Origin of the sequence: Streptomyces misionensis, assembly GCF_007896895.1 — a bacterium.
GTDB classification, from domain to species: domain Bacteria; phylum Actinomycetota; class Actinomycetes; order Streptomycetales; family Streptomycetaceae; genus Streptomyces; species Streptomyces misionensis_A.
In genome coordinates, this window is record NZ_VOGW01000187.1 from 20,425 (window position 1) to 44,340 (window position 23,916).

Here is a 23,916-nt window from a genome sequence, read left to right on the forward strand (position 1 = left end):
GTCGCCTCGGCTCCGGCCTCGAACCGGCCCACGATCCAGCTCACCCCCGGCAGCACGCTCGCCCTCGTCGGCGGCGGCACCGCCGTGGTCCTGGTCGTCGGCGCGGTCCTGGTCTCCATGCTTCTCGCGGTCGCCATCACCGCCACCTCCGTGGCCGTGTGCGCCGTCGTCCTCCGCTCGATGCTGAACGCCGAAAGGAAGCGCTGACATGGGCATCTTCAGCCGCAAGAGCAACACCCCGGAACCCGCCCGCAACGAGGAGATGGTCGAACTCGGCCGCGAGTACGCCATCGCCCGCCGTCACCGCGACACCAGGGCCATGAACCGGATCATGCGGCAGGTCGGCAACGACAAGGACGTCACGGACCTGAGCGACTTCCGCGCCGGCCAGGAGTCCTACGACTCCATCCCGCCCATCCCGCGCGGTCGCAACCGCCGCCGCTGAACGGCCCCCGGAGCGGCCTCGGTCGCCAAACTTCCGCCGCTCCGGGCGCCTGCACCCCATTCCAGATCCAACGGACCCGAAAGGGAGACCCCATCATGCCCCAGCACGCCCAGAACACGCCCGTCTGCCGCGACTGCGACGGCTTCGCCACCGCCGCCATCACCACCGGCACCCGCCACACCGACGGCACCCGCGGCACCCTCACCGTCACCTGCCCGACCTGCAAGGGCACCGGCCACCGCGTCCCCGCCGCCGGCCTCACCCACGTCGGGCGGTGACTGATGGCGCTCCTCGACTGGCGCTCGCCCGAGCACTTTGACCACAGCGGCGACAAGCCGTGCGTGATCTGCACCAAGCCCACCCCGCTCCGCTCCGACCGCGGCAAGCCCGTCCACAAGGTGTGTGCCGAGGAGTGGATGGACCGCCACCCGTCCAAGGAGGACGGTAAGTGACCGACACCGCCACCATGGCGGGCCTGGACCCGGCCACCCTCAACGATCTGCTGAGGCTGGCCGGGTCCACCGGCTTCGACCGCATCCAAGACCAAATCCGCCGCACCGGCGGCTGCTCCGACCCCATCCACCTGCAAGGTTCGACCGTCACCCGCGACGCCACCAGTGGTGTGATGCTGCATTGTTATTCCACCGTGACCGAACCCGGCGGCGTCCTCCGCGTGGCCTGCGGCAACCGGCGGGCATCCCGCTGCCCCTCCTGCGCCTGGACCTACGCCGGGGACACCTACCACCTCATCCGCGCCGGCCTCGTCGGCGACCCCGCCAAAGGCACCCCCGACACGATCCGCGACCACCCGCGTGTCTTCGCCACCCTCACCGCCCCGTCGTTCGGCCCGGTCCATAATCGGCCCGGCAACCGGCCCTGCCGCTGCGGCACCCACCACCCCGAGGACGCCCCCGAGCTGGGCACCCCGCTCAACCCGGACACCTACGACTACGCGGGCGCCGTGCTGTGGAACAACCACGCCTCCGACCTGTGGCGCTACTTCACGATCTACCTGCGCCGAGAGATCGCCAAGCGCGCCGGCCTCACCCAGAAAGCCGCCCGCGAAGCCTCCCGCATCTCCTTCGGCAAGGTCGCCGAGTACCAGAAACGCGGAGCCGTCCACTTCCACGCCGTGATCCGCTTCGACGGCCCCGAGGGCCCCGACACCCCGCCGCCGGCCTGGGCCACCCTTGACCTCCTCACCGACGCCATCCGCGCCGCCGCCGCCCGCGTCGCCGTCGACGTGCCCCCGTCCGGTGACCAACCGGCCCGGACCCTGCGCTGGGGTGACCAGCTCGACGTTCGGCCGATCCGTGCCTTCGGCGACGGTCAGGAGATCACCGAACAGGCCGTCGCCTCCTACGTCGCCAAGTACGCCACCAAGGCAGCCGAGACCACCGGCACCGTCGACCGCCGCATCGGCAACAAAGAGGCCCTGGCCCTGCTCGGCATCCCCGACCACCCGGCCCGGCTCATCGCCGCGTGCCTCGACCTACACCCGCTCTACCCGGACCGCAAGCTCCGCGACTGGGCCCACATGCTCGGCTTCCGCGGCCACTTCTCCACCAAATCCCGCCGCTACTCCACCACCCTCGGCGCCCTGCGCCAGACCCGCGCCGACTACCGCGCCGCCCAGCAACGAGCCGCCCTCGGCCTGCCCGACCCCGACGACGAGGAAGCAACCACCCTCACCCTCGCCCACTGGACCTACGCCGGCCACGGCCACACCCCCGGAGAATCCTGGCTCGCCGCCAACATCCGCCGCGACATCCAACACAACCGCGAGATCGCCCGCGAGGAACTACCCACCCTGCTCGTCTTGGAAGGAGTCACCGAGTGACCACCGCCACGCCCGAACTGCTGACCGTGCCCGAGGTCATGGAACGGCTCAACGTCGGCCGGACCAAGGTCTATGACCTGATCCGCACGCGCCGGCTGGTGTCCATCAAGGTCGACGGCTGCCGCCGTATACCCACCGATGCGGTGCGCGCCTTCATCACGGGGCAGATCGGTGAGGCTGCCTGATGGCCAAGCGTCGCCCCAACGGTGGGGGCACCATCACCAAGCGCAAGGACGGTCGCTATCAGGGCGCCGCGTACGTCACCGACACGGACGGCAACCGTGTCCGGAAGTACGTCTACGGCGCGACCTGGGACGAGGCGAACGAGAAGCTCGGCAAGCTCCAGGAGCAGGAGCGGAACGGCATCCCGGTGCCCTCGCGGGCCTGGACGCTCGGTGAGTGGCTGGCCTACTGGCTGGAGCACATCGTCAAGCCGGAACGGGAGCACAACACCTACGTCAAGTACGAGTCCAAGATCAGGCTGTACCTCCTGCCACACCTGGCCAAGAAGCCGTTGACCAAGCTCACGCCGGCGCAGCTCCGTGCGTTCATGGCCACGCTGAAGCGTGAGGAGGTCGGGGCCGCCACCCGCTTCGAGGTGCTGCGGGTGCTGCGCAACGCCCTCAACCGGGCCATCCATGAGGAGATCCTGACGCGGAACGTCGCCCTCCTGGTGGACATGCCCAAGGTGAGCAAGGACAAGGGCAAGGCGTGGAGCGCGCGTGAGGCTGTCGCCTTCCTGCGGGCGTCCCGCGCCCACCGCCTCTACGCGGCCTGCGTCCTGGTCCTCGTGCTGGGGCTCCGTCGCAGTGAGGTGCTGGGCCTGCGCTGGCAGGACATCGACTTCGACGCTCGCCACTTCACCCCGGTCAAGCAGGTGCAGCGCGTCAAGGGCGTCGGCCTTGTCCTCAAGGACCTCAAGACCGAGTCCTCACAGGCGGTGCTGCCTCTCCCCGAGTTCTGCGCCCGCGCCCTGGAGGAGCGGCGGGAGCTGCAAGAGCTGGAACGGAAGATCGCCGGTGAGCACTGGTCGCAGGAGCCTGACCACGACCTGATCTTCTCCTCGGAGCACGGCGGCATGATCGACCCGGTGGGCTTCTCGCGGACCTTCGACCGCCTCGTGAAGCGCGCCGGCGTCCGCCGCATCACGGTCCGGCTTGCTCGGCACACCTGCGGCACCCTGCTCGCCTTCCTGAAGGTGCACCCCAAGGTCGCCCAAGCCATCCTGCGCCACAGCCAGATCAGCATGACCATGGACGTCTACACACACGTGGTGGGCGACGAGGAGCGGGAAGCGGTCGCGCTCCTTGCGGAACTTCTGGAAGACCCGCTCATCGGCTGATGTCAGCCATGGATGTCAAAGACCCCCAGCCGCTATCGACTGGGGGTCTTCTCGCTGGTGGGGCTAACAGGATTTGAACCTGTGGCCTCATCCTTATCAGGGATGCGCTCTAACCAACTGAGCTATAGCCCCGCCGCGCTTTGCGGGGTGTGTCCCGCGCGCTGACTCCTGAAGATTAGCGCACGACCACGTCAGTCCCAAAATCGGTTGTCGCCAGGCCTCACTCGTCCTCGGCGAGGGTCAGCTCGATGCCGCCCACGAAGCCCGCGGAGAGGTTGTAGATGAAGGCGCCGAGCGTCGCCAGCGCGGTGGCCAGGACGACGTCGATCGCGGCGATGATCGTCGTGAAGGTCAGGACGTGGGGGAGGGAGAGGAAGGACTGGAGGTCGAAGCCGGTGGCCTCGTTCGCGCCGGTCGCCTCCGAGATCGTCCCGCCGACCGTGGAGAACACGCCCATCGCGTCCATGACCATCCACAGCACCGCCGAGGCGACGATGGTGCAGATGCCGAGCGCGATGGAGAGCAGGAAGCTCACCTTCATCACCGACCACGGGTCGGCCTTCGCCACCCGCAGCCGCGCCTTGCGGGTGCGCGGTGCCGTGCGCACCCCGGTGCGCGGCCGTCGTACCGCGCCGGCCGGCGGCTCCGCCGGGTAGGCCTGCGGCGGGTGGTACGGCCCGCCCGCCTGCTCGGGGCGCCGCTCCCCGGGGAGCGGAGACGACGACTGCGCCTCACCGGCCGCGGCCGGGCCACGGGTGTCCGTCACAGTTCCCCCCTGGGGTCCAGACGAGCCGGTGGCGTCCGCCGCGGACGCCCGCACCGGCTTCAGGTTGGTCGTGTGCGGGTCGGTTTCCCCGCCCGCCCCGTGCGCGGCGGAGCCACGGCCGCCGCCGTCCGTCTCCGTACCCGTGGAGGTACCGGCCGATCCGGCGCCCGTGGCTCCGCTCACGATGACTCACTCCTCGTGCCTACTCGGCCGAGGGCGCCTCACCCTCGTCCGTGCCGGTGGCCTGGACGTCCTCGGCGGCGATGTCGGCGGCGTCGTCGCCGTCGACCTCCTCCGCCTCGCGCCCCGCCTCGGCGTTACGTGCGATGCCGACCACGGCATCGCGCTTGCCCAGGTTGATCAGTTGGACGCCCATGGTGTCACGGCCCGTCTCCCTGACCTCGTTGACTCGCGTGCGAATCACACCGCCGGACAGGGTGATCGCGAGGATCTCGTCGGTCTCCTCCACGACCAGCGCCCCGACGAGCGAACCGCGGTCCTCCACGATCTTGGCGGCCTTGATGCCGAGGCCACCGCGGCCCTGGACGCGGTACTCGTCCACGACGGTCCGCTTCGCGTACCCACCGTCCGTGGCAGTGAACACGAACGTACCGGGTCGCACCACATTCATCGAGAGAAGCTCGTCGCCCTCGCGGAAACTCATCCCCTTGACGCCGGAGGTGGCGCGGCCCATCGGGCGAAGGGACTCGTCCGTGGCGGTGAACCGGATCGACTGTGCCTTCTTGCTGATCAGCAGCAGATCGTCGTCGGCGGAGACCAGCTCGGCACCGATCAGCTCGTCGTCGCCGCCGTCCTCGCGCTCCCGCAGATTGATCGCGATCACGCCGCCGGAGCGAGGCGAATCGTAATCCTTCAGAGGCGTCTTCTTGACCAGACCGGACTTGGTGGCCAGCACCAGGTACGGCGCCGCCTCGTAGTCCCGGATGGCGAGGATCTCGGCGATCGCCTCGTCCGGCTGGAAGGCCAGCAGGTTCGCCACGTGCTGACCGCGCGCCTCGCGGCCGGCCTCGGGCAGCTCGTACGCCTTGGCCCGGTACACCCGGCCCTTGTTGGTGAAGAACAGCAGCCAGTGGTGCGTGGTGGAGACGAAGAAGTGGTCGACGATGTCGTCTTCCTTCAGCTTCGTGCCGCGCACACCCTTGCCGCCGCGCTTCTGCGCCCGGTAGTCGTCCGTCTTGGTCCGCTTGACGTAACCGCCGCGGGTGACGGTGACGACGATGTCCTCCTCGGCGATCAGGTCCTCGATGGACATGTCGCCCTCGTACGGGATCAGCTTGGTCTTGCGGTCGTCGCCGTACTTCTCGACGATCGCGGCCAGCTCCTCGCCGACGATGCCGCGCTGGCGCACCGGGGAGGCCAGGATCGCGTTGTACTCGTTGATCTTCGCCTGGAGCTCGTCGTGCTCCTGGACGATCTTCTGCCGCTCCAGGGCCGCCAGGCGCCGCAGCTGCATCTCGAGGATGGCGTTCGCCTGGATCTCGTCGATCTCCAGCAGGCCCATCAGGCCCGTGCGCGCGACGTCGACGGTCTCGCTGCGCCGGATCAGCGCGATGACCTCGTCGATCGCGTCCAGCGCCTTCAGCAGGCCGCGCAGGATGTGCGCGCGCTCCTCGGCCTTGCGCAGCCGGAACCGGGTCCGGCGCACGATGACCTCGATCTGGTGCGTCACCCAGTGCCGGATGAACGCGTCCAGGGACAGCGTGCGCGGCACGCCGTCGACCAGCGCCAGCATGTTGGCGCCGAAGTTCGTCTGGAGGTCGGTGTGCTTGTACAGGTTGTTCAGCACGACCTTGGCGACCGCGTCCCGCTTGAGGACGATGACCAGCCGCTGACCGGTGCGCGAGGACGTCTCGTCGCGGACGTCCGCGATGCCGCCGATCCTGCCGTCCTTCACCAGGTCGGCGATCTTCTGCGCCAGGTTGTCCGGGTTCACCTGGTACGGCAGCTCGGTCACCACCAGGCACTGGCGGCCCTGGATCTCCTCGACCTCGACCACCGCGCGCATCGTGATCGAGCCGCGCCCGGTGCGGTACGCCTCCTCGATGCCCTTGCGGCCCACCACCAGCGCGCCGGTCGGGAAGTCGGGGCCCTTGATGCGCTCCATGAGCGCATCCAGCAGCTCCTCGTGCGAGGCGTCGGGGTTCTCCAGGTACCACTGGGCGCCGGCCGCGACCTCGCGCAGGTTGTGCGGCGGGATGTTGGTCGCCATGCCGACCGCGATGCCGGCCGAGCCGTTGATCAGCAGGTTCGGGAAGCGGGACGGCAGGACGGTCGGCTCCTGGGAGCGGCCGTCGTAGTTGTCCGTGAAGTCGACGGTCTCCTCGTCGATGTCGCGGACCATCTCCATCGACAGCGGCGCCATCTTGCACTCGGTGTAGCGCATCGCCGCCGCCGGGTCGTTGCCCGGCGAGCCGAAGTTGCCGTTGGAGTCCACCAGCGGCATCCGCATCGACCACGGCTGGGCGAGGCGCACCAGGGCGTCGTAGATGGAGGAGTCGCCGTGCGGGTGGTAGTTGCCCATGACGTCACCGACGACACGGGCGCACTTGTAGAAGCCGCGATCGGGGCGGTAGCCGCCGTCGTACATCGCGTAGAGCACACGACGGTGGACGGGCTTGAGGCCGTCCCGGACGTCGGGCAGCGCACGGGACACGATGACGGACATCGCGTAGTCCAGGTACGAGCGCTGCATCTCGGTCTCGAGCCCGACGGGCTCGACACGCATGGCGAGTTCGCCGCCCTCTTCGGGGGTGACTGGAGTGTTCTCGTCGGCCATTGCTGGTGAAGATCCTTCCCTGTGCGGTCAGCTGAGACCGACTCAGATGTCGAGGAAGCGGACGTCCTTGGCGTTGCGCTGGATGAACTGGCGGCGCGCCTCGACGTCCTCGCCCATCAGCACCGAGAACAGGTCGTCGGCCTGGGCGGCGTCGTCCAGGGTGACCTGACCGAGCACGCGATGCTCCTGGTCCATGGTGGTCACGCGCAGCTCCTCGGCGTTCATCTCGCCGAGACCCTTGAAGCGCTGGATGGAGTCCTCGCGGACGCGCTTGCCGCGCTGGCGCCCCATCTCGATCAGCGCGTCGCGCTCGCGGTCCGAGTACGCGTACTCGACGTCGTCCCGGCCCCACTTGATCTTGTAGAGCGGCGGGCGGGAGAGGTACACGTGCCCGGCCTCGACCAGCGGCCGCATGAAGCGGAACAGGAAGGTCAGCAGCAGGGTGCTGATGTGCTGGCCGTCGACGTCGGCGTCCGCCATCAGGATGATCTTGTGATAGCGGAGCTTCTCGATGTCGAAGTCCTCGTGCACACCGGTGCCGAAGGCGGAGATCAGCGCCTGGATCTCCTGGTTCTGCAGGATCTTGTCGATCCGGGCCTTCTCGACATTGAGGATCTTGCCGCGGATCGGGAGGATCGCCTGGTACTGCGGGTTGCGGCCGGACTTGGCCGAGCCGCCGGCGGAGTCACCCTCGACGATGAAGATCTCGCACTTGGCCGGGTCGTTGGACTGGCAGTCGGCCAGCTTGCCCGGCAGCGACGCGGTCTCCAGCAGGCCCTTGCGGCGGGTGAGGTCGCGCGCCTTGCGGGCCGCGACGCGCGCGGTGGCCGCCTGGATGCCCTTGCGGATGATGTCCGCGGCCTCGTTCGGGTTGCGGTCCAGCCAGTCGTTGAGGTGCTCGTAGACCGCCTTCTGCACGAAGGTCTTGGCCTCCGTGTTGCCCAGCTTGGTCTTGGTCTGGCCCTCGAACTGCGGCTCGCTGAGCTTGACCGAGATGATCGCGGTCAGGCCCTCGCGGATGTCGTCACCGGTGAGGTTGTCGTCCTTGTCGCGCAGCAGCTTCTTGTCGCGCGCGTACTTGTTGATCAGCGACGTCAGCGCGGCGCGGAAGCCCTCCTCGTGGGTGCCGCCCTCATGCGTGTGGATGATGTTGGCGAAGGAGTACACGCCCTCGCTGTAGCCGCTGTTCCACTGCATCGCGACCTCGAGGGACAGGCTCTTGTCCTTGTCCTCCGCCTCCAGGTCGATGATGGTGGGGTGCACCACCTCTCCCTTGCGGGAGTTGAGGTACTTCACGAAGTCGACGATGCCGCCCTCGTAGTGGTACGTGACCGACTTGACCTCGGCCTTCTCGTCCGCGCCCGCCTCGTCCGCGCCGCTGGTGGCCTTCGCCGACTCGCGCTCGTCGGTGAGCCTGATGTTCAGGCCCTTGTTGAGGAAGGCCATCTCCTGGAAGCGCCGGGACAGCGTCTCGAAGGAGTACTCGGTGGTCTCGAAGATCTCCGGGTCGGCCCAGAAGGTGACCGACGTGCCGGTCTCCTCGGTGGGCTCGTGCCGGGCCAGCGGGGCGGTGGGCACGCCCATCTTGTAGTCCTGCGTCCACCGGTACCCGTCGGTCTTGACCTCGACGGAGACCTTGCCGGACAGGGCGTTCACGACGGACACGCCGACGCCGTGCAGACCGCCGGAGACGGCGTAGCCGCCGCCGCCGAACTTGCCGCCCGCGTGCAGCACGGTCAGCACGACCTCCAGGGCCGGCTTGCCCTCGGAGGGCACGATGCCGACCGGGATGCCGCGGCCGTTGTCGACGACGCGGACGCCGCCGTCGGCGAGGATCGTCACGTCGATGAAGGTCGCGTAACCCGCCAGCGCCTCGTCGACCGAGTTGTCGACGACTTCGTACACCAGGTGGTGCAGGCCGCGCTCGCCCGTGGAGCCGATGTACATGCCGGGCCGCTTGCGGACCGCGTCCAGCCCTTCGAGCACGGTGATGGCGCTGGCGTCGTACGAGGCTGCCGAAGCCGGGGCCTCGGCGGACACGCCGGCGTCGGTGGACGGGATGTTCTCGTTGGGGTTGCCGGAATCGGCCACGAAGCGCCCTTTCTGGCACAGCACGAGCCGGGCTCGTCGGCAGGTTGCCGGAGCGGCTGCGGCATGTTGCGTTGGTAAGCCTTGATCAGCGTTGCTCAGCTTTTCCCGGGCGGTCCCCACGTTGGGGCGGGATTGGCTTCCAGTCTACCGGTAGCGCTGACATCGATGGGGGTTTGCCGGTACCTGAGTCCCCATGTGCCGCCCTGAACCGGTCTCGGCCGGGTCCCGATATGCGGATGGGGGCTCCAAGAGCTTCACAGCGGCACTCAGAGCTTCGAGCCGTCAACCCTTGGCTACTCCAGGGTCAGTACGCCGCTCGCACTTGCGTACGGAAGGTCCCACGGGCGGTGAACCCGCAGGCCAAAGGGGGTACGAAGAGTCAGGTGACGTGAGGTACGTCACCCCGGGATCACCCGTAGGTATCGCCGGGCCCGGTGCTTCCCGGGGCCCGCAGCGGGCCGTAGCGGCGGGCCTGGCCGCCGGGGCCGTGCACCTTGATCAGCCGGACCGCGCCATGGCCGAGGTCCTGGTTGAGCCGCGCGACCAGCGCCGGCGCGAGCAGCCGCAGCTGGGTCGCCCAGGCCGTCGAGTCGCAGCCCACGGTGAGCACCCGCTCGTCCTCGTCGTAACGCTGCGGCACACAGTGCTTGGCCAGGTCCTCGCCGACGATCTGCGGCCAGCGGCCCATCACCCCGCCCACCGCCGCCGGGGTCTCCCAGCCGCGCTCGGTGATCAGCCGGTTGATCGCCGCGCCGAGCGCCATCGGGTCACGGCCGTCGGCGCGCGCCCCGGACCGCAGGCCGCCGCCCCGCCGGGCCTGCTTCTTCTGCCGCGCCGCGTCACCGCGCGCGCGGGCCTGCTCCTTGGCCGCGCGCAGCGCGACGCGCGCGAGGTCCACACCGGAGGGCTCGGCACCCTTGCGGGGCGGGTGCTGCTCGGCGCTCATACGCGTTCCACCGCCCCGCCGGAGACGGCGTAGCGCGCCCCGGTCAGCACGTGCGGCACGTCGTCGTCCACCGCGGCGGTGACCAGCACCTGCTCCCCGGGCGCCACCAGCTCGGCCAGCCGCTCGCGGCGGCGGGCGTCCAGTTCGGCGAAGACGTCGTCCAGGACGAGCACCGGCTCGTTGCCCTCGGCGCGCAGCAGGTCGTAGGAGGCCAGGCGCAGGGCGAGGGCGTACGACCAGGACTCGCCGTGCGAGGCGTACCCCTTGGCGGGCAGCTCACCGAGTTTCAGGATCAGGTCGTCCCGGTGCGGGCCGACCAGGGTGACACCCCGCTCGATCTCCTGCTTGCGCGCCTCGGCCAGGGCGGCCAGCAGCTGGGCGTACAGGTCCTCGCGGGTGTGGGCCTCGCCGGGCGCGGACGGCTTGTACTCCAGCGCGAGGGGACCGCCGCCGGGGGCCAGCTGCTCGTACGCCTTGTCGGCCAGCGGCCGCAGTGCGCCGATCAGGTCGAGCCGCTGGGCGAGCAGTTCGGCACCGGCGCGCGCCAGATGCTGGTCCCACACGTCCAGCGTGGACAGGTCCATGGAGCGCCCGCCGTGCCGCCGGGCCAGCGCGGCGGACTTCAGCAGCGTGTTGCGCTGCTTGAGCACCCGCTCGTAGTCGGAGCGCACGCCCGCCATCCGCGGCGAGCGCGCGGTGATCAGCTCGTCGAGGAACCGGCGCCGCTCGCCCGGATCGCCCTTCACCAGGGCGAGGTCCTCGGGCGCGAACAGCACGGTCCGTACGACGCCCAGCACATCGCGGGGTCTGACCTGCGACGACCGGTTGATGCGGGCGCGGTTGGCGCGTCCCGGGTTCAGCTCCAGCTCGATCAGCTGCTGCCGGTCGCCCTGGCGGACCTGCGCCCGGATCACGGCCCGCTCGGCGCCCATCCGCACCAGCGGCGCGTCCGAGGCGACGCGGTGGCTGCCGAGCGTCGCCAGATAGCCGACCGCCTCCACCAGGTTGGTCTTGCCCTGCCCGTTGGGCCCGACGAAGGCGGTGACGCCCGGGTCGAGCGGCACCTCGGCCCGGGCGTACGAGCGGAAGTCGGCGAGCGAAAGATGCGTGACGTGCATGACCGTGCGCCGACCTCCTCCCTGCTTCTTTCAGGACTTCTTCTCTACGGCGTGGCCGCCGAACTGGTTGCGCAGCGCGGCGATCATCTTCATCTGCGGCGAGTCCTCCTGGCGGGAGGCGAACCGCGCGAACAGCGATGCGGTGATCGCGGGCAGCGGCACCGCGTTGTCGATCGCGGCCTCCACGGTCCAGCGTCCCTCACCGGAGTCCTGGGCGTAACCGCGCAGGCCGTCCAGGTGCTCGTCCTCGTCCAGCGCGTTGACCGCGAGGTCGAGCAGCCAGGAGCGGATGACGGTGCCCTCCTGCCAGGAGCGGAAGACCTCGCGGACGTCCGTGACGGAGTCCACCTTCTCCAGCAGCTCCCAGCCCTCGGCGTAGGCCTGCATCATGGCGTACTCGATGCCGTTGTGGACCATCTTCGCGAAATGGCCCGCGCCGACCTTGCCGGCGTGCACCGAACCGAAGTCGCCCTCCGGCTTGAGCGCGTCGAACACCGGCTGCACACGGGCGACGTGCTCGGCGTCGCCGCCGTACATCAGCGCGTACCCGTTCTCCAGGCCCCAGACGCCGCCGGAGACGCCGCAGTCCACGAAGCCTATGCCCTTGGCGGCCAGCTCCGCGGCGTGCTTCTCGTCGTCCGTCCAGCGGGAGTTGCCGCCGTCCACGACCACGTCGCCCGGATCCAGCAGCTCGGCGAGCCGGTCGATGGTCGACTGGGTGGGCGCGCCGGCCGGGACCATCACCCAGACCACCCGCGGACCGCTGAGCTTGCCCACCAGCTCTTCCAGGCTGTGGACGTCCGCGAGATCGGGGTTGCGGTCGTATCCGATGACGGTGTGGCCCGCGCGGCGGATCCGCTCGCGCATGTTGCCGCCCATCTTGCCGAGGCCGACGAGACCGAGCTCCATCAGTTGTGTTCCTTAGGGTCGCTGGTGGCGTGAGGGGCACGGGACGTGCCGCCCAGAGCCTAAACCGACCCTTCGGCGCACAGCTGTGGGCTCGGGCGCTCATCCGGCGACGGCCGCTGCGACCGCCCGCCACGTGCGGCAATACCCCAATCCGGCCGCGGTGCCGGGCGCCCACAGAAGGCGCCCGGCACCGTGCACAGCTGTGGAAAACCGTCAGCCGCTGAGCCGCACCGGCATGATCAGGTACTTGTACGCCTCGTCGGCCTCCGCGTCCACCGCGGGCTTGCCGCTGAGCAGCGCCGGCTTCGTGGACGTGGTGAACGACAGCTGCGCCACCGGGGAGTCGATCGCGCTCAGGCCGTCCAGCAGGAACGTCGGGTTGAAGGCGATCGAGATGTCGTCGCCCTCCAGCTGCGCGTCGACCCGCTCCACGGCCTGTGCGTCGTCGCTGGAGCCGGCCTCCAGGATCAGCACGCCCTGCTCGAAGCTCAGGCGCACCGGGGTGTTCCGCTCGGCCACCAGCGCCACACGCTTCACGGCCTCCACGAACGGCGCCGTCTCGATCACCGCGACCGAGTTGAACTCGGTCGGGAACAGCGTCCGGTACTTCGGCAGGTCGCCCTCGAGCAGCCGCGTGGTCGTGCGTCGGCCCGCGCCCTCGAAACCGATCAGGCCCTCACCGGCGCCGGAGCCCGAGAGGGCCAGCGTCACGCTGTCCCCGGCGCCGAGCGACTTCGCGGTGTCCAGCAGCGTCTTGGCGGGCACCAGGGCGACCGCGGACGCGTCCGGGTTCTCCGGCTTCCACAGGAACTCGCGGACGGCGAACCGGTAGCGGTCGGTGGAGGCCAGGGTGACGGTGTCGCCCTCGATCTCGATGCGCACACCGGTGAGCACGGGCAGCGTGTCGTCGCGGCCGGCGGCGATGGCCACCTGGGAGACGGCGGCCGCGAAGACCTCGCCCGGGACGGTGCCGGTCGCGTTCGGCATCTGCGGCAGCGCCGGGTACTCCTCCACCGGGAGGGTGTGCAGCGTGAACCGGGACGATCCACAGACCACGGTCGCCCGTACACCGTCTGTGGAAATCTCCACCGGCCGGTTGGGGAGCGCGCGGGAGATGTCGGCGAGCAGCCGGCCGGAGACCAGGACGGTGCCGTCCTCCTCGACCTCGGCGTCGACGCTCACCCGAGCGGACACCTCGTAGTCGAAGCTCGACAGGCTCAGCTGGCCGTCCTCGGCCTTCAGCAGCAGGCCGGCGAGGACAGGCGCCGGCGGACGGGCCGGGAGGCTGCGTGCCGCCCAGGCCACTGCCTCCGCGAGTACGTCGCGTTCCACCCGGATCTTCACCGTAAGCCGCCTCCTGCTTGTTGCTTCTGAGTCCTCCGACTCGGTGTCACCGCCCACTGCGAAGGGCAGGACACCGGGGACCAGTCTGACGCACCGCAGTGACAGCAGGTGCCCGTCGGGGTCAAGTCGCTCCGGGAGGCAGCCGGGCCCGAGACGGCGAGTTGTGCACAGGCCCCGCTTCAAAACGATTGCCGAGCTCTCTCTAGTCGGGAGTAGTAGTAGGGCCTGTGGATACCGTGGATAACCACATTCGCCCAGCTCAGCGCGGGTTTTTTGTCCACCGACCCTGTGGGTGGAGGCGGTGGACAACCGGGGCCGGCTGTGGAGAACGGAAAGTTCTGCACACACCGCCCACAGGCTGAGGGCAGTTCTCCCCAGCTGTGTCCCCAGGAATACCCAGGTTTCCCACACCCCAACCCGGCAGCTTCGTGTGACGGCTTTCACTCGACGCGGTGAGAGGGTGGGGCGGGTTGCCGAACAGTGGACAGCCATGTGGAGAAGCGGCGCGAGACTGGGGACAACCGCCCCCAGCCTGTGGGTTGCCGGTGGACAACTTTCTGCACAGCCTGTGGATCCCCGCTTCGTCCACAGCCTGTGGATCTCTTTCGTCCACGAATCCACAACCCTCTGAGCTGCGAGGACGCACAACCCCCAGCCTCCCTGTGGACACACCTCGGGACAACTTCGCGGTCCCCAGGATGTGGAAGAGAGAAAGTCGCCGAATCTGTGGAGACAGGCCGTAACCCGGCCCTCAAATCGAACACGGGCCGACGCCGGGTCCACCGGCCAAAGGCGCGCGCCGGGCCGTGCAGGCTCTCCGCCGGCGCCGATCGGGCGTCTCCGCCCCCGGCCGACGACGGCACCCAGGCGCCCGAGGCAGGGCATCGACGCCCACGGGTCCCGTCGACGCCCGCGGAGCGCAGCCGGGCGCCCACGAAGCCGCACCAGGCCCGCAGCACACCGCACCAGGCCCCGGATCGGGCCCGTACATGCCGAAGGGCGTGTCCGGGACAACCGTCCCGGAGACGCCCTCGAAAGCCGGTCAGGACCGGCGCCGGCGGCCGCTAGCCGTTCTTGATGCGGTTGGTCAGCTCCGTCACCTGGTTGTAGATGGACCGCCGCTCCGCCATCAGCGCCCGAATCTTCCGGTCGGCGTGCATGACGGTCGTGTGGTCCCGGCCCCCGAACTGCGCGCCGATCTTCGGCAGCGACAGGTCCGTCAGCTCCCGGCACAGGTACATCGCGATCTGCCGGGCGGTCACCAGTGCCCGCCCCCGGGAGGTCCCGCACAGGTCCTCCACGGTCAGCCCGAAGTAGTCCGCCGTGGCCGCCATGATCGCCGTGGCCGTGATCTCGGGCGCGGAGTCCTCCCCGCCCGGGATCAGGTCCTTGAGCACGATCTCGGTGAGCCCCAGGTCCACCGGCTGCCGGTTGAGCGAGGCGAACGCCGTCACCCGGATCAGCGCGCCCTCCAGCTCACGGATGTTCCGCGAGATCCGGGACGCGATGAACTCCAGCACCTCCGGCGGCGCGTTGAGCTGCTCCTGCACCGCCTTCTTGCGCAGGATCGCGATCCGCGTCTCCAGTTCGGGCGGCTGCACGTCGGTGATCAGGCCCCACTCGAAGCGGTTGCGCAGCCGGTCCTCCAGCGTGACCAGCTGCTTGGGCGGCCGGTCGCTGGACAGCACGATCTGCTTGTTGGCGTTGTGGAGCGTGTTGAAGGTGTGGAAGAACTCCTCCTGCGTCGACTCCTTGTCCGCCAGGAACTGGATGTCGTCGACGAGCAGGATGTCCATCTCGCGGTAGCGCTTGCGGAAACTGTCGCCCTTGCCGTCCCGGATCGAGTTGATGAACTCGTTGGTGAACTCCTCCGAGCTGACGTACCGCACGCGCGTGCCCGGGTAGAGACTGCGCGCGTAGTGCCCGATGGCGTGCAGCAGATGGGTCTTGCCGAGCCCCGACTCCCCGTAGATGAACAGCGGGTTGTACGCCTTCGCCGGCGCCTCGGCGACCGCCACCGCGGCCGCGTGCGCGAACCGGTTGGAGGCGCCGATGACGAACGTGTCGAAGAGGTACTTCGGGTTCAGCCGTGCCGTCGGCTCCCCGGGGCCGCTCGCGGGCGCGGGCTTCGCGGCCAGCGGTCCGGGCGCGCCCGTCGATGCGCCGTCCGGCCGTCCGGGTCCGCCCCGGTGCCCCGCGTCGCCGCCCATCGGCCGCTCGGGCGGCTCCCGGCGGACGGGGTCGCGCTGGTCGTACTCGGTCCGCGGGGCGTCGTAGTCCGCGCGGTCGTACTCGGAACGGTCGTAGTCGGAACGGTCGTACTCGGAGCGCGGCTTGCCGTACTCGGTCCGCGGGGCGTCGCGGTCCGGGCGGGACGGCTCGTACTCCCCGCGCTGCTGGTCGTACGACGGGCGGTCCATGCCCGGCGAGCGGTAGTCGTGGCCGGTCCCGTAGGGGTCCTGGGAGGACGGCGAGGCGTACGGGTCGCGCTCGGGGAAGCCGAGCCGCTGCTGCTGCCAGCCGTACTCGTCCTGCCCGCCGCGCGGCCAGGCGCCGGGTTCGGGGCGCTGGTACTCGGAGGGGTAGGCGGGCCGCACGGTGGGCAGCTGGTCGGCGCGGGACGGCGGCTCGCCGCCCGGGTGCTGGTCCGCGCGGTGCCGGCCGTAGCCCTCGTAGGACGGCGGTCCGGAGGGCAGCTCCGGCTCCTCGTAGCGCGGCGGGGACGGCTGCTGGGCGGGCGGCGCGGCCGGGGCCGGCGGCTCGCCCGCGGAGTCGTCCACGGTGATCGCGATGCGGATGGGGCGGCCGCACTCCCGGCTCAGCGTCTCGCTGACGACCGGCGCGAGACGGCCCTCCAGTACGCCCTTCGCGAATTCGTTCGGCACGGCGAGCAGGGCGGTGTCCGCGACCAGCGCGAGCGGCTGGCAGCGCCGGATCCAGTGCTCGTCCTTCGCCTCCACACCCTGTCCGCGGCCCTCTCCGAGGAGCTGCTCCAGTACGCGTGGCCACACTGCGGCAAGATCGGCAGGTACGTCAGCCACAGGGCACGCTCTCTCGCAGGTCCCACGAAAGTGTGATCGCGGGACGGGTCGGGGTGAATGTCGGGTGGTCGGCGGGGCAAACCCGCCGGGGCGGGGGACAAAAGAACGAATCGGAGTCCAGCCACGGTAGTCAGCGTGGCCGGTACGGTTCAAGTTGTTGTCCCCAGCCTGTGGACAGTGTCCCCCGGCGCCCCCGGTTTGACCGAATGGCGTAGCCCCGCGTACCGTAACCAGGTCGAGTTGTCGATGGCTGCTGCCGCCTGCCTCCGATGGGCACAGATCACGTCAGGTGATCGGGAAGCGGTGCACTCGGGCGTGAAGCGAGCTACTCGTGGGCGCACGGTGACAGCCAGGACGGCACCCCGCCAACTACCGATTCTTTCTGGAGCCCCCGAGTGAGCAAGCGCACCTTCCAGCCGAACAACCGTCGTCGCGCGAAGACCCACGGCTTCCGGCTGCGTATGCGCACCCGTGCCGGCCGCGCGATTCTCGCGTCCCGCCGTAGCAAGGGTCGCGCCCGTCTGTCCGCCTGATCCCGGTCAGGTCATGACATCGTGCTGCCCACCGAGAACCGGCTGAGGCGGCGCGAGGACTTCGCGACCGCGGTACGACGGGGGCGCCGGGCAGGCCGCCCGACCCTCGTCGTCCACCTTCGTAGCGGTGCCACGGACCCGCACGCGCCTGGGGAGAGCGCTCCTCCGACGCGTGCGGGTTTCGTCGTGAGCAAGGCCGTGGGTGGCGCGGTCGTGCGCAACAAAGTGAAGCGCAGACTGCGTCATCTGATGCGTGACCGAGTCGACCTGTTTCCCCCCGGTAGCCTGGTAGTCGTACGAGCGCTGCCCGGAGCGGGCGACGCCGACCATGCACAGCTGGCCCAAGACCTGGACGCCGCCGTAGGGCGGCTGCTGGGAGGGGGCACGCGATGAAGTACCCGCTGCTGGCTCTGATCAAGCTGTACCAGTGGACGATCAGTCCACTGCTGGGGCCGGTGTGCAAGTACTACCCGTCGTGCTCCCATTACGGCTACACGGCCATCGACCGGCATGGTGCGATCAAGGGCACGGCACTCACCGCCTGGCGCATCCTCCGGTGCAATCCGTGGTCGCTGGGCGGGGTGGACCATGTTCCGCCGCGCAAGCGTCCGCGGTGGCACGAAATGTTGCGCGACGCCTGGCGCACACGCAGGGGCGGGTCCTCCGCCGCCGAACCGGCCACCGAAGAGAGGCCGGAGAATTCCCTCTCCGACCTTCCTCCAAGCCCGGCCGCAGAGACCTCGTCCCATGCCCAAGGAGCATGATTAGTGGACACGATTGCCAGCCTGTTCAGTTTCATCACCTGGCCCGTCTCCTGGGTCATCGTTCAGTTCCACACGGTGTACGGAGCGATCTTCGGACCTGACACCGGGTGGGCCTGGGGCCTGTCCATCGTGTCCCTGGTGATTCTGATCCGCATCTGCCTGATCCCGCTTTTCGTGAAGCAGATCAAGGCGACACGCGCGATGCAGACGCTCCAGCCGGAGATGAAGAAGATCCAGGAGCGCTACAAGAACGACAAGCAGCGTCAGTCCGAAGAGATGATGAAGCTGTACAAGGAGGCGGGCACCAACCCGCTCTCCTCGTGCCTTCCCATCCTGGCGCAGTCCCCGTTCTTCTTCGCCCTGTACCACGTGCTCAACGGCATCGCGTCCGGCACCAAGATCGGCTACATCAACGCCGACCTGCTGGCCAGCGCCCGTAAGGCACACATCTTCGGGGCCCCGCTGGCCGCGAAGTTCCTCGACGGCGCCGACACGGTGCAGAAGCTCGGTGCCTCGCTCACCGACGTCCGTGTCGTCACCGCGGTCATGATCGTCCTGATGTCGGCGTCGCAGTTCTACACGCAGCGCCAGCTGATGACGAAGAACGTCGACACCACGGTGAAGACGCCGTTCATGCAGCAGCAGAAGATGCTGATGTACGTCTTCCCGATCATGTTCGCCTTCTTCGGCATCCGCTTCCCGGTCGGTGTCCTCATCTACTGGCTGACCACCAACGTGTGGACCATGGGTCAGCAGATGTACGTCATCCGCAACAACCCGACCCCGGGCTCCAAGGCCCAGGCCGCCTACCTGGAGCGCCTGACCAAGCACGTCACGCACCACGGCAAGGTCGGCCGCCGCAGCGAGAAGGCGATCATCAAGGCCATCGTCGCCAAGGGCCGCGAGCGCAACGAGTTCGAGCGCAAGTTCATCAACGCCCTGAACAAGGCCGGCCTCGCCGCCCAGGCGGACGGCACCGTGACGAAGAGCGTGGCCCAGGCCGAGGCGCAGACCGAGGACGGTACGACCACCACCGCCACGGGCACCCCCGCCCGGCGCCAGCAGCCCAAGCGCCAGACCAAGGCCCAGCGCCAGTCCGGCGCGGCCAAGCCGGCGGGCGACTCCTCTTCGTCGGAGAAGTCCGACGAGGAAGAGTCGCAGGAGAATTCCGACCAGCCGCAGGACAGCAAGCCCGCCGCTGCCCGGCAGGCCTCGAAGCCCGGCACGGGCGCCCGCAGCAAGGCCCAGAGCGGCCAGCGCAAGGGCGGCTCGCAGCGGCCCAAGTCCCCGTCCAAGAAGTAAGAAGGAGCCCAGCCCGTGACGGAAGGCACCACCTCCGCCGCTGCCGAGGGTGTAGACGCCCTCACCCGCCTGGAGCAGGAGGGCGAGATCGCGGCGGACTACCTGGAGGGTCTGCTGGACATCGCCGACCTCGACGGCGACATCGACATGGACGTCGAGGCCGATCGTGCCTCCGTGTCGATCATCAGCGACAGCGGCAGCCGTGATCTGCAGAAGCTGGTCGGTCGCGACGGCGAGGTGCTGGAGGCGCTGCAGGAGCTGACGCGTCTGGCCGTGCACCGGGAGACCGGTGACCGCAGCCGGCTGATGCTGGACATCGCCGGGTACCGGGCCCAGAAGCGGGCCGAGCTGTCCGAGCTGGGCGCTCAGGCCGCCGCCGATGTGAAGAGCTCCGGCGAGCCCGTGAAGCTCCGGCCCATGACCCCGTTCGAGCGCAAGGTCGTGCACGACGCGGTCAAGGCCGCCGGACTGCGCAGCGAGTCCGAGGGCGAGGAGCCGCAGCGCTTCGTCGTCGTGCTGCCCGCCTGATCGGTCCCCTTGTTACACCGGCCCCGTCTGTTGAGCAGGCGGGGCCGAACTTTGTCAGCCTGGTAGTTCTGGTGGCCGGTGCGCGAAGCACCGGCGCTGTACGGAAGGACGGTCCCCGTGACGGAGGCAGCGGAGCTTCCCCCCGCGCCCGAGCAGGCGCGCGAAGTGTTCGGTGATCGCTTCGCCGATGCGGTGCGCTACGCGGAACTGCTCGCCGAGGCGGGCGTGCAGCGCGGCCTGATCGGCCCGCGGGAAGTGCCCCGCCTGTGGGAGCGGCACATTCTGAACTGTGCGGTGCTCTCCGAGGCCGTTCCCGAGGGGGTGACGGTCTGCGACGTCGGCTCCGGCGCCGGTCTGCCGGGCATCCCGCTGGCGCTGGTCCGCGACGACCTCAACATCACCCTGCTGGAGCCCCTGCTGCGGCGCACCAATTTCCTCACCGAGGTGGTCGAGCTGCTCGGCCTGGACCATGTCACCGTGGTGCGGGGGCGCGCCGAGGAGGTCCTCGGCAAGCTGCCGCCGGTCCATGTGGTGACCGCCCGGGCCGTGGCCCCGCTGGACCGTCTGGCCACGTGGGGCATCCCGCTGCTGCGCCCGTACGGCGAGATGCTGGCCCTCAAGGGCGACACGGCGGAGGAGGAGCTGAAGGCGGCGGCCACCGCGCTCAGCAAGCTCGGTGCGGTGGAGACCTCGATCCTCCATGTGGGCGAGGGCATCGTCGATCCGATGTCGACAGTGGTCCGGGTGGAGGTAGGGGAGAGCCCCGGCGGTGTTCGCTTCGCCGCCAAGCGGGCGAAGGCCGCCCGCACGGGTCGCGCCCGCCGACGTCGCTGAGCCGACCGGCGTACTCCACACAAGCTGCCGAGCCCGTGCGGTCGGAGTGTCGCGGAGTCCCGATCGCCGGGGCGCTGCATCGTGTTTCACGTGAAACGTCGCTCACTGCTGCACGGCATCATCAGTCGCGGCCGCGCTGCGGCCGAACCCCGCGACCGGAAGCCTCTCGGTTCCCTGGGAGAGGGCCCCGATCCCACTGTCCGGGCAGCTCCGTCCCCCTCCGGGGGCACGGAGTTGTCCACAGAGGTGGATTTCTCCACAGAAGACCGGACCTCACTGGTTCACGACCCCGAAGGCATGGGAGGCTCTGTTCATTGCGAGCCTGAAGTCGAGGAGAGTGAATCCTTGCGGTCCGACGCCAACATCGCGGGACCGATGACCGATCCGGTCCCCGGTCCCCGTACCGAGTCGATGGGGGCGGATGTTTCACGTGAAACACCGCCTCCGATGGACGACACCCCCATCGGTCGTGCGGCCCAACTGGCGGTGGAGGCCATCGGCCGCGCCGGCGAAGGCCTGCCACGCCCGGAGCAGACCCGTGTCATGGTGGTCGCCAACCAGAAGGGTGGCGTGGGCAAGACGACGACGACCGTCAACCTTGCCGCCTCACTGGCTCTGCACGGTGCCCGGGTCCTGGTGATCGACCTGGACCCGCAGGGCAACGCGTCCACGGCACTCGGGATCGACCACCACGCCGAGGTTCCCTCCATCTATGACGTGTTGGTGGAGAGCAAGCCGCTCGCCGAGGTCGTCCAGCCCGTTCCGGACGTCGAGGGACTCTTCTGCGCCCCGGCCACCATCGATCTCGCCGGTGCGGAGATCGAGTTGGTGTCCCTGGTGGCACGGGAAAGCCGGCTGGAGCGCGCGATCCAGGCGTATGAACAGCCGCTGGACTACATCCTCATCGACTGTCCGCCCTCGCTCGGCCTGTTGACGGTCAACGCCCTGGTCGCGGGCCAGGAGGTGCTCATTCCGATCCAGTGCGAGTACTACGCGCTGGAGGGCCTGGGTCAGCTGCTGCGCAATGTCGATCTGGTGCGGGGGCACCTCAACCCCGGCCTGCATGTATCGACCATCCTGCTCACCATGTACGACGGCCGGACGCGTCTCGCCTCCCAGGTCGCGGAAGAGGTGCGCAGCCACTTCGGTGACGAGGTGCTGCGGACGAGCATTCCCCGCTCGGTCCGTATCTCCGAGGCGCCGAGCTACGGGCAGACGGTGCTGACTTACGATCCTGGATCGAGCGGTGCCCTCTCGTATCTTGAGGCGGCCCGAGAAATCGCGCTGCGGGGCATTGGCATCAGCTATGACGCGAGCCAGGCCCACGTCGGCGCCCAGAGCGACCCGAGCATGGTGGAGGGGATCCAGTGAGTGAGCGACGGAGGGGGCTCGGCCGAGGACTAGGCGCGCTGATCCCTGCCGCACCGGTCGAGAAGAACCCGGTCCCGACCGCGTTGGGAGGGGGACCGTCCGTCTCTTCCGCCGCGGGGCCGGTCATGACGACGGACCGCGGAGTGGCCGCGGCGAAGGTGGCCTCGCTGCCGCCCGTTTCACGGGAAACCGAGGAGCCGTCGGCGAGCCCCGCCAAGGAGACGCCCACGCCGCCGATGGGCGCCCACTTCGCCGAGATCCCCCTCGACGCCATCACGCCGAACCCGCGCCAGCCGCGCGAGGTCTTCGACGAGGACGCCCTGCACGAGCTGGTCACCTCCATCAAGGAAGTCGGTCTGCTCCAGCCGGTCGTCGTACGGCAGTTGGGCCCCGGCCGCTATGAGCTGATCATGGGCGAGCGCCGCTGGCGCGCCTGCCGTGAGGCCGGCCTGGAGGCCATCCCGGCCATCGTCCGGGCCACGGAGGACGAGAAGCTCCTCCTGGACGCGCTGCTGGAGAACCTGCACCGCGCGCAGCTGAACCCGCTGGAAGAGGCCGCCGCCTACGACCAGTTGCTGAAGGACTTCAACTGCACCCACGACCAGCTGGCCGACCGGATCGGACGCTCCAGGCCGCAGGTCTCCAACACATTGCGGCTGCTGAAGCTTTCGCCGACGGTCCAGAAGAGGGTCGCCGCCGGGGTCCTCTCCGCCGGCCATGCCCGGGCGTTGCTGTCCGTGGCGGACTCGGAGGAGCAGGACCGGCTGGCCCACCGCATCGTGGCCGAGGGGCTGTCGGTGCGGGCCGTCGAGGAGATCGTCACCCTGATGGGCTCGCGGCCTCAGAAGCCGCAGCGGCCCAAGGGGCCGAGGGCCGGCTCCCGGCTCTCCCCGGCGCTGAACGAGCTGGCGACCCGGTTGTCCGACCGCTTCGAGACCCGGGTGAAGGTCGACCTCGGGCAGAAGAAGGGCAAGATCACCGTGGAGTTCGCCTCCGTGGAGGACCTCCAGCGGATTCTCGGCACCCTGGCACCGGGCGAGGGCCCGGTCCTTCCCAAGGACCTTCAGGAGAATGCCGACGACGACCAGGACGACTGATCCGGGGCGCCCCGGACGGTTGGGTCCGGGCATCGAGCGGGCCGTGTCCGGTGTGTACCGGAACACGGCCCGCTCTTTGCTTTGGGGCAGTATCGAGCGAATCGCTTCGTGGATACGATGCCGATCAGGAAGCGCAGTGCTCTGACGACCGCCCGCGCTGTGGTGGTCGGTGACGGAAGCGAGGAACGGCTTTCATGGGGCGTCGGCTTGTGCCGCTCACTCTGGACAATCTTCAGGACCTTCCCCAACGCTGTCGCTCATGTGTCTTCTGGGAACTGGACCCCGTCAGCGGCGAGGCGGCGGTCAAGGGCGGCACGGCCGCCGTGGAGAAGGAGTCCTGGATCTCCGCTGTGCTGCTCGACTGGGGCTCGTGCGGACGCGTGGTCTACGTCGATGACGCACCGGTGGGCTTTGTGCTCTACGCCCCTCCCGCCTACGTCCCCCGCTCGGCGGCTTTCCCCACGAGCCCGATCTCTCCCGACGCCGTCCAGCTGATCACGTCCTTCATCAAGCCCGGATACCAGGGTCAGGGCCTCGGACGGGTGCTGGTGCAGACGGTCGCCAAGGATCTGCTCCGCCGGGGCTTCAAGGCCATAGAGGCCTTCGGAGACGCCCGCTGGAAGGAGCCCGCCTGTCTGCTGCCGGCCGACCATCTGCTGGCCGTGGGCTTCAAGACGGTACGACAGCACCCCACGCATCCTCGGCTGCGGCTGGAGCTGCGTTCCACCCTCTCCTGGAAGGAGGACGTCGAGATGGCGATCGACCGGCTGCTGGGCGCCGTCCAGAAGGAACCCGCGCTGAGGCCGCTCTAGCCGGCGCTCGCCGGAGGGACATAAGCGAATGGGCCA

At 69.4% G+C, this 23,916-nt stretch carries 23 protein-coding genes, 1 tRNA gene and 1 pseudogene; 16 read left to right on the forward strand and 9 right to left on the reverse strand.

Going from position 1 to position 23,916, the window contains the following annotated elements; all coding sequences use genetic code 11:
- From FRZ03_RS32690 to FRZ03_RS32715, 7 genes and pseudogenes are all read left to right on the forward strand, one after another.
- A pseudogene (locus tag FRZ03_RS32690) lies at positions 1-207 on the forward strand (SpdD protein); the annotation flags it as partial.
- 1 nt (position 208) lies between these two features.
- Positions 209-445 carry a hypothetical protein gene (locus FRZ03_RS32695; RefSeq protein WP_146468694.1) on the forward strand — a complete coding sequence of 79 codons (237 nt, stop codon included), beginning with the start codon at positions 209-211 and terminating at the stop codon, positions 443-445.
- Between the two features lie 95 nt (positions 446-540).
- A complete protein-coding gene (locus tag FRZ03_RS32700; RefSeq protein ID WP_146468695.1) occupies positions 541-723 on the forward strand; it encodes a hypothetical protein in 183 nt (60 codons plus the stop codon).
- 3 nt (positions 724-726) lie between these two features.
- A complete protein-coding gene (locus tag FRZ03_RS39550) occupies positions 727-897 on the forward strand; it encodes a hypothetical protein (protein ID WP_186785749.1) in 171 nt (56 codons plus the stop codon).
- The gene (gene repSA / locus FRZ03_RS32705) at positions 894-2,285 is read left to right on the forward strand and encodes a replication initiator protein RepSA (protein WP_146468696.1); all 1,392 of its coding nucleotides are present in this window, start codon (positions 894-896) and stop codon (positions 2,283-2,285) included. Before FRZ03_RS39550 ends, repSA begins: the two co-directional genes overlap by 4 nt.
- Positions 2,282-2,470 (forward strand): helix-turn-helix domain-containing protein, encoded by a 189-nt coding sequence (locus FRZ03_RS32710; protein WP_070028864.1) that lies wholly within the window; start codon positions 2,282-2,284, stop codon positions 2,468-2,470. The genes repSA and FRZ03_RS32710 overlap by 4 nt, the downstream gene beginning before the upstream one ends.
- Positions 2,470-3,627, forward strand: a complete 1,158-nt coding sequence (locus tag FRZ03_RS32715) for a site-specific integrase (RefSeq protein WP_146468697.1) — start codon at positions 2,470-2,472, stop codon at positions 3,625-3,627. Before FRZ03_RS32710 ends, FRZ03_RS32715 begins: the two co-directional genes overlap by 1 nt.
- A 55-nt stretch (positions 3,628-3,682) precedes the next feature.
- Here FRZ03_RS32715 and FRZ03_RS32720 read toward each other — a convergent pair.
- From FRZ03_RS32720 to dnaA, 9 genes are all read right to left on the reverse strand, one after another.
- A tRNA-Ile gene (locus tag FRZ03_RS32720) sits at positions 3,683-3,759 on the reverse strand.
- A gap of 88 nt (positions 3,760-3,847) precedes the next feature.
- Positions 3,848-4,576: a DUF3566 domain-containing protein gene (locus tag FRZ03_RS32725; protein ID WP_146468698.1), complete on the reverse strand. Its 729-nt coding sequence runs from the start codon at positions 4,574-4,576 to the stop codon at positions 3,848-3,850.
- Between the two features lie 19 nt (positions 4,577-4,595).
- Positions 4,596-7,190 carry a DNA gyrase subunit A gene (gene gyrA / locus FRZ03_RS32730; RefSeq protein WP_146468699.1) on the reverse strand — a complete coding sequence of 865 codons (2,595 nt, stop codon included), beginning with the start codon at positions 7,188-7,190 and terminating at the stop codon, positions 4,596-4,598.
- Positions 7,191-7,232: 42 nt separating this feature from the next.
- Positions 7,233-9,305 (reverse strand): DNA topoisomerase (ATP-hydrolyzing) subunit B, encoded by a 2,073-nt coding sequence (gyrB, locus tag FRZ03_RS32735; protein ID WP_146468700.1) that lies wholly within the window; start codon positions 9,303-9,305, stop codon positions 7,233-7,235.
- A 385-nt stretch (positions 9,306-9,690) separates the two neighbouring features.
- Positions 9,691-10,227 (reverse strand): DciA family protein, encoded by a 537-nt coding sequence (locus FRZ03_RS32740; protein ID WP_146468701.1) that lies wholly within the window; start codon positions 10,225-10,227, stop codon positions 9,691-9,693.
- Complete coding sequence (gene recF / locus FRZ03_RS32745) at positions 10,224-11,345, reverse strand: DNA replication/repair protein RecF (protein WP_146468702.1); 1,122 nt, start codon at positions 11,343-11,345, stop codon at positions 10,224-10,226. The genes FRZ03_RS32740 and recF overlap by 4 nt, the downstream gene beginning before the upstream one ends.
- Before the next feature lie 30 nt (positions 11,346-11,375).
- Entirely contained in the window at positions 11,376-12,254 is an 879-nt protein-coding gene (gene gnd / locus FRZ03_RS32750; protein WP_146468703.1) for a phosphogluconate dehydrogenase (NAD(+)-dependent, decarboxylating), read from the reverse strand.
- Between the two features lie 213 nt (positions 12,255-12,467).
- The gene (gene dnaN, locus FRZ03_RS32755; RefSeq protein ID WP_070028856.1) at positions 12,468-13,598 is read right to left on the reverse strand and encodes a DNA polymerase III subunit beta; all 1,131 of its coding nucleotides are present in this window, start codon (positions 13,596-13,598) and stop codon (positions 12,468-12,470) included.
- A gap of 1,064 nt (positions 13,599-14,662) precedes the next feature.
- Positions 14,663-16,639 carry a chromosomal replication initiator protein DnaA gene (gene dnaA, locus FRZ03_RS32765; protein ID WP_146468705.1) on the reverse strand — a complete coding sequence of 659 codons (1,977 nt, stop codon included), beginning with the start codon at positions 16,637-16,639 and terminating at the stop codon, positions 14,663-14,665.
- 395 nt (positions 16,640-17,034) lie between these two features.
- Between dnaA and rpmH the strand changes: the two genes are divergently transcribed.
- The 9 genes from rpmH (at position 17,035) to FRZ03_RS32810 (ending at position 23,880) form a co-directional block, all read left to right on the forward strand.
- Positions 17,035-17,172, forward strand: coding sequence for a 50S ribosomal protein L34 (gene rpmH, locus FRZ03_RS32770; protein ID WP_003956500.1), 138 nt, complete (start codon positions 17,035-17,037; stop codon positions 17,170-17,172).
- A 21-nt stretch (positions 17,173-17,193) separates the two neighbouring features.
- On the forward strand, positions 17,194-17,565 hold the full coding sequence (gene rnpA / locus FRZ03_RS32775) for a ribonuclease P protein component (protein ID WP_071828733.1): 372 nt from the start codon (positions 17,194-17,196) through the stop codon (positions 17,563-17,565).
- Positions 17,562-17,936, forward strand: coding sequence for a membrane protein insertion efficiency factor YidD (gene yidD / locus FRZ03_RS32780; protein ID WP_146468706.1), 375 nt, complete (start codon positions 17,562-17,564; stop codon positions 17,934-17,936). Before rnpA ends, yidD begins: the two co-directional genes overlap by 4 nt.
- Before the next feature lie 3 nt (positions 17,937-17,939).
- Entirely contained in the window at positions 17,940-19,238 is a 1,299-nt protein-coding gene (gene yidC, locus FRZ03_RS32785; RefSeq protein WP_146468707.1) for a membrane protein insertase YidC, read from the forward strand.
- Positions 19,239-19,253: 15 nt separating this feature from the next.
- On the forward strand, positions 19,254-19,766 hold the full coding sequence (locus FRZ03_RS32790) for a Jag family protein (RefSeq protein ID WP_146468708.1): 513 nt from the start codon (positions 19,254-19,256) through the stop codon (positions 19,764-19,766).
- Between the two features lie 117 nt (positions 19,767-19,883).
- Positions 19,884-20,600, forward strand: coding sequence for a 16S rRNA (guanine(527)-N(7))-methyltransferase RsmG (gene rsmG, locus FRZ03_RS32795; protein ID WP_146468709.1), 717 nt, complete (start codon positions 19,884-19,886; stop codon positions 20,598-20,600).
- Between the two features lie 297 nt (positions 20,601-20,897).
- On the forward strand, positions 20,898-21,971 hold the full coding sequence (locus FRZ03_RS32800; RefSeq protein WP_146468844.1) for a ParA family protein: 1,074 nt from the start codon (positions 20,898-20,900) through the stop codon (positions 21,969-21,971).
- Complete coding sequence (locus tag FRZ03_RS32805; protein ID WP_146468710.1) at positions 21,968-23,068, forward strand: ParB/RepB/Spo0J family partition protein; 1,101 nt, start codon at positions 21,968-21,970, stop codon at positions 23,066-23,068. The genes FRZ03_RS32800 and FRZ03_RS32805 overlap by 4 nt, the downstream gene beginning before the upstream one ends.
- A gap of 194 nt (positions 23,069-23,262) precedes the next feature.
- On the forward strand, positions 23,263-23,880 hold the full coding sequence (locus FRZ03_RS32810) for a GNAT family N-acetyltransferase (protein ID WP_146468711.1): 618 nt from the start codon (positions 23,263-23,265) through the stop codon (positions 23,878-23,880).
- The last annotated feature ends 36 nt before the right edge of the window (positions 23,881-23,916 follow it).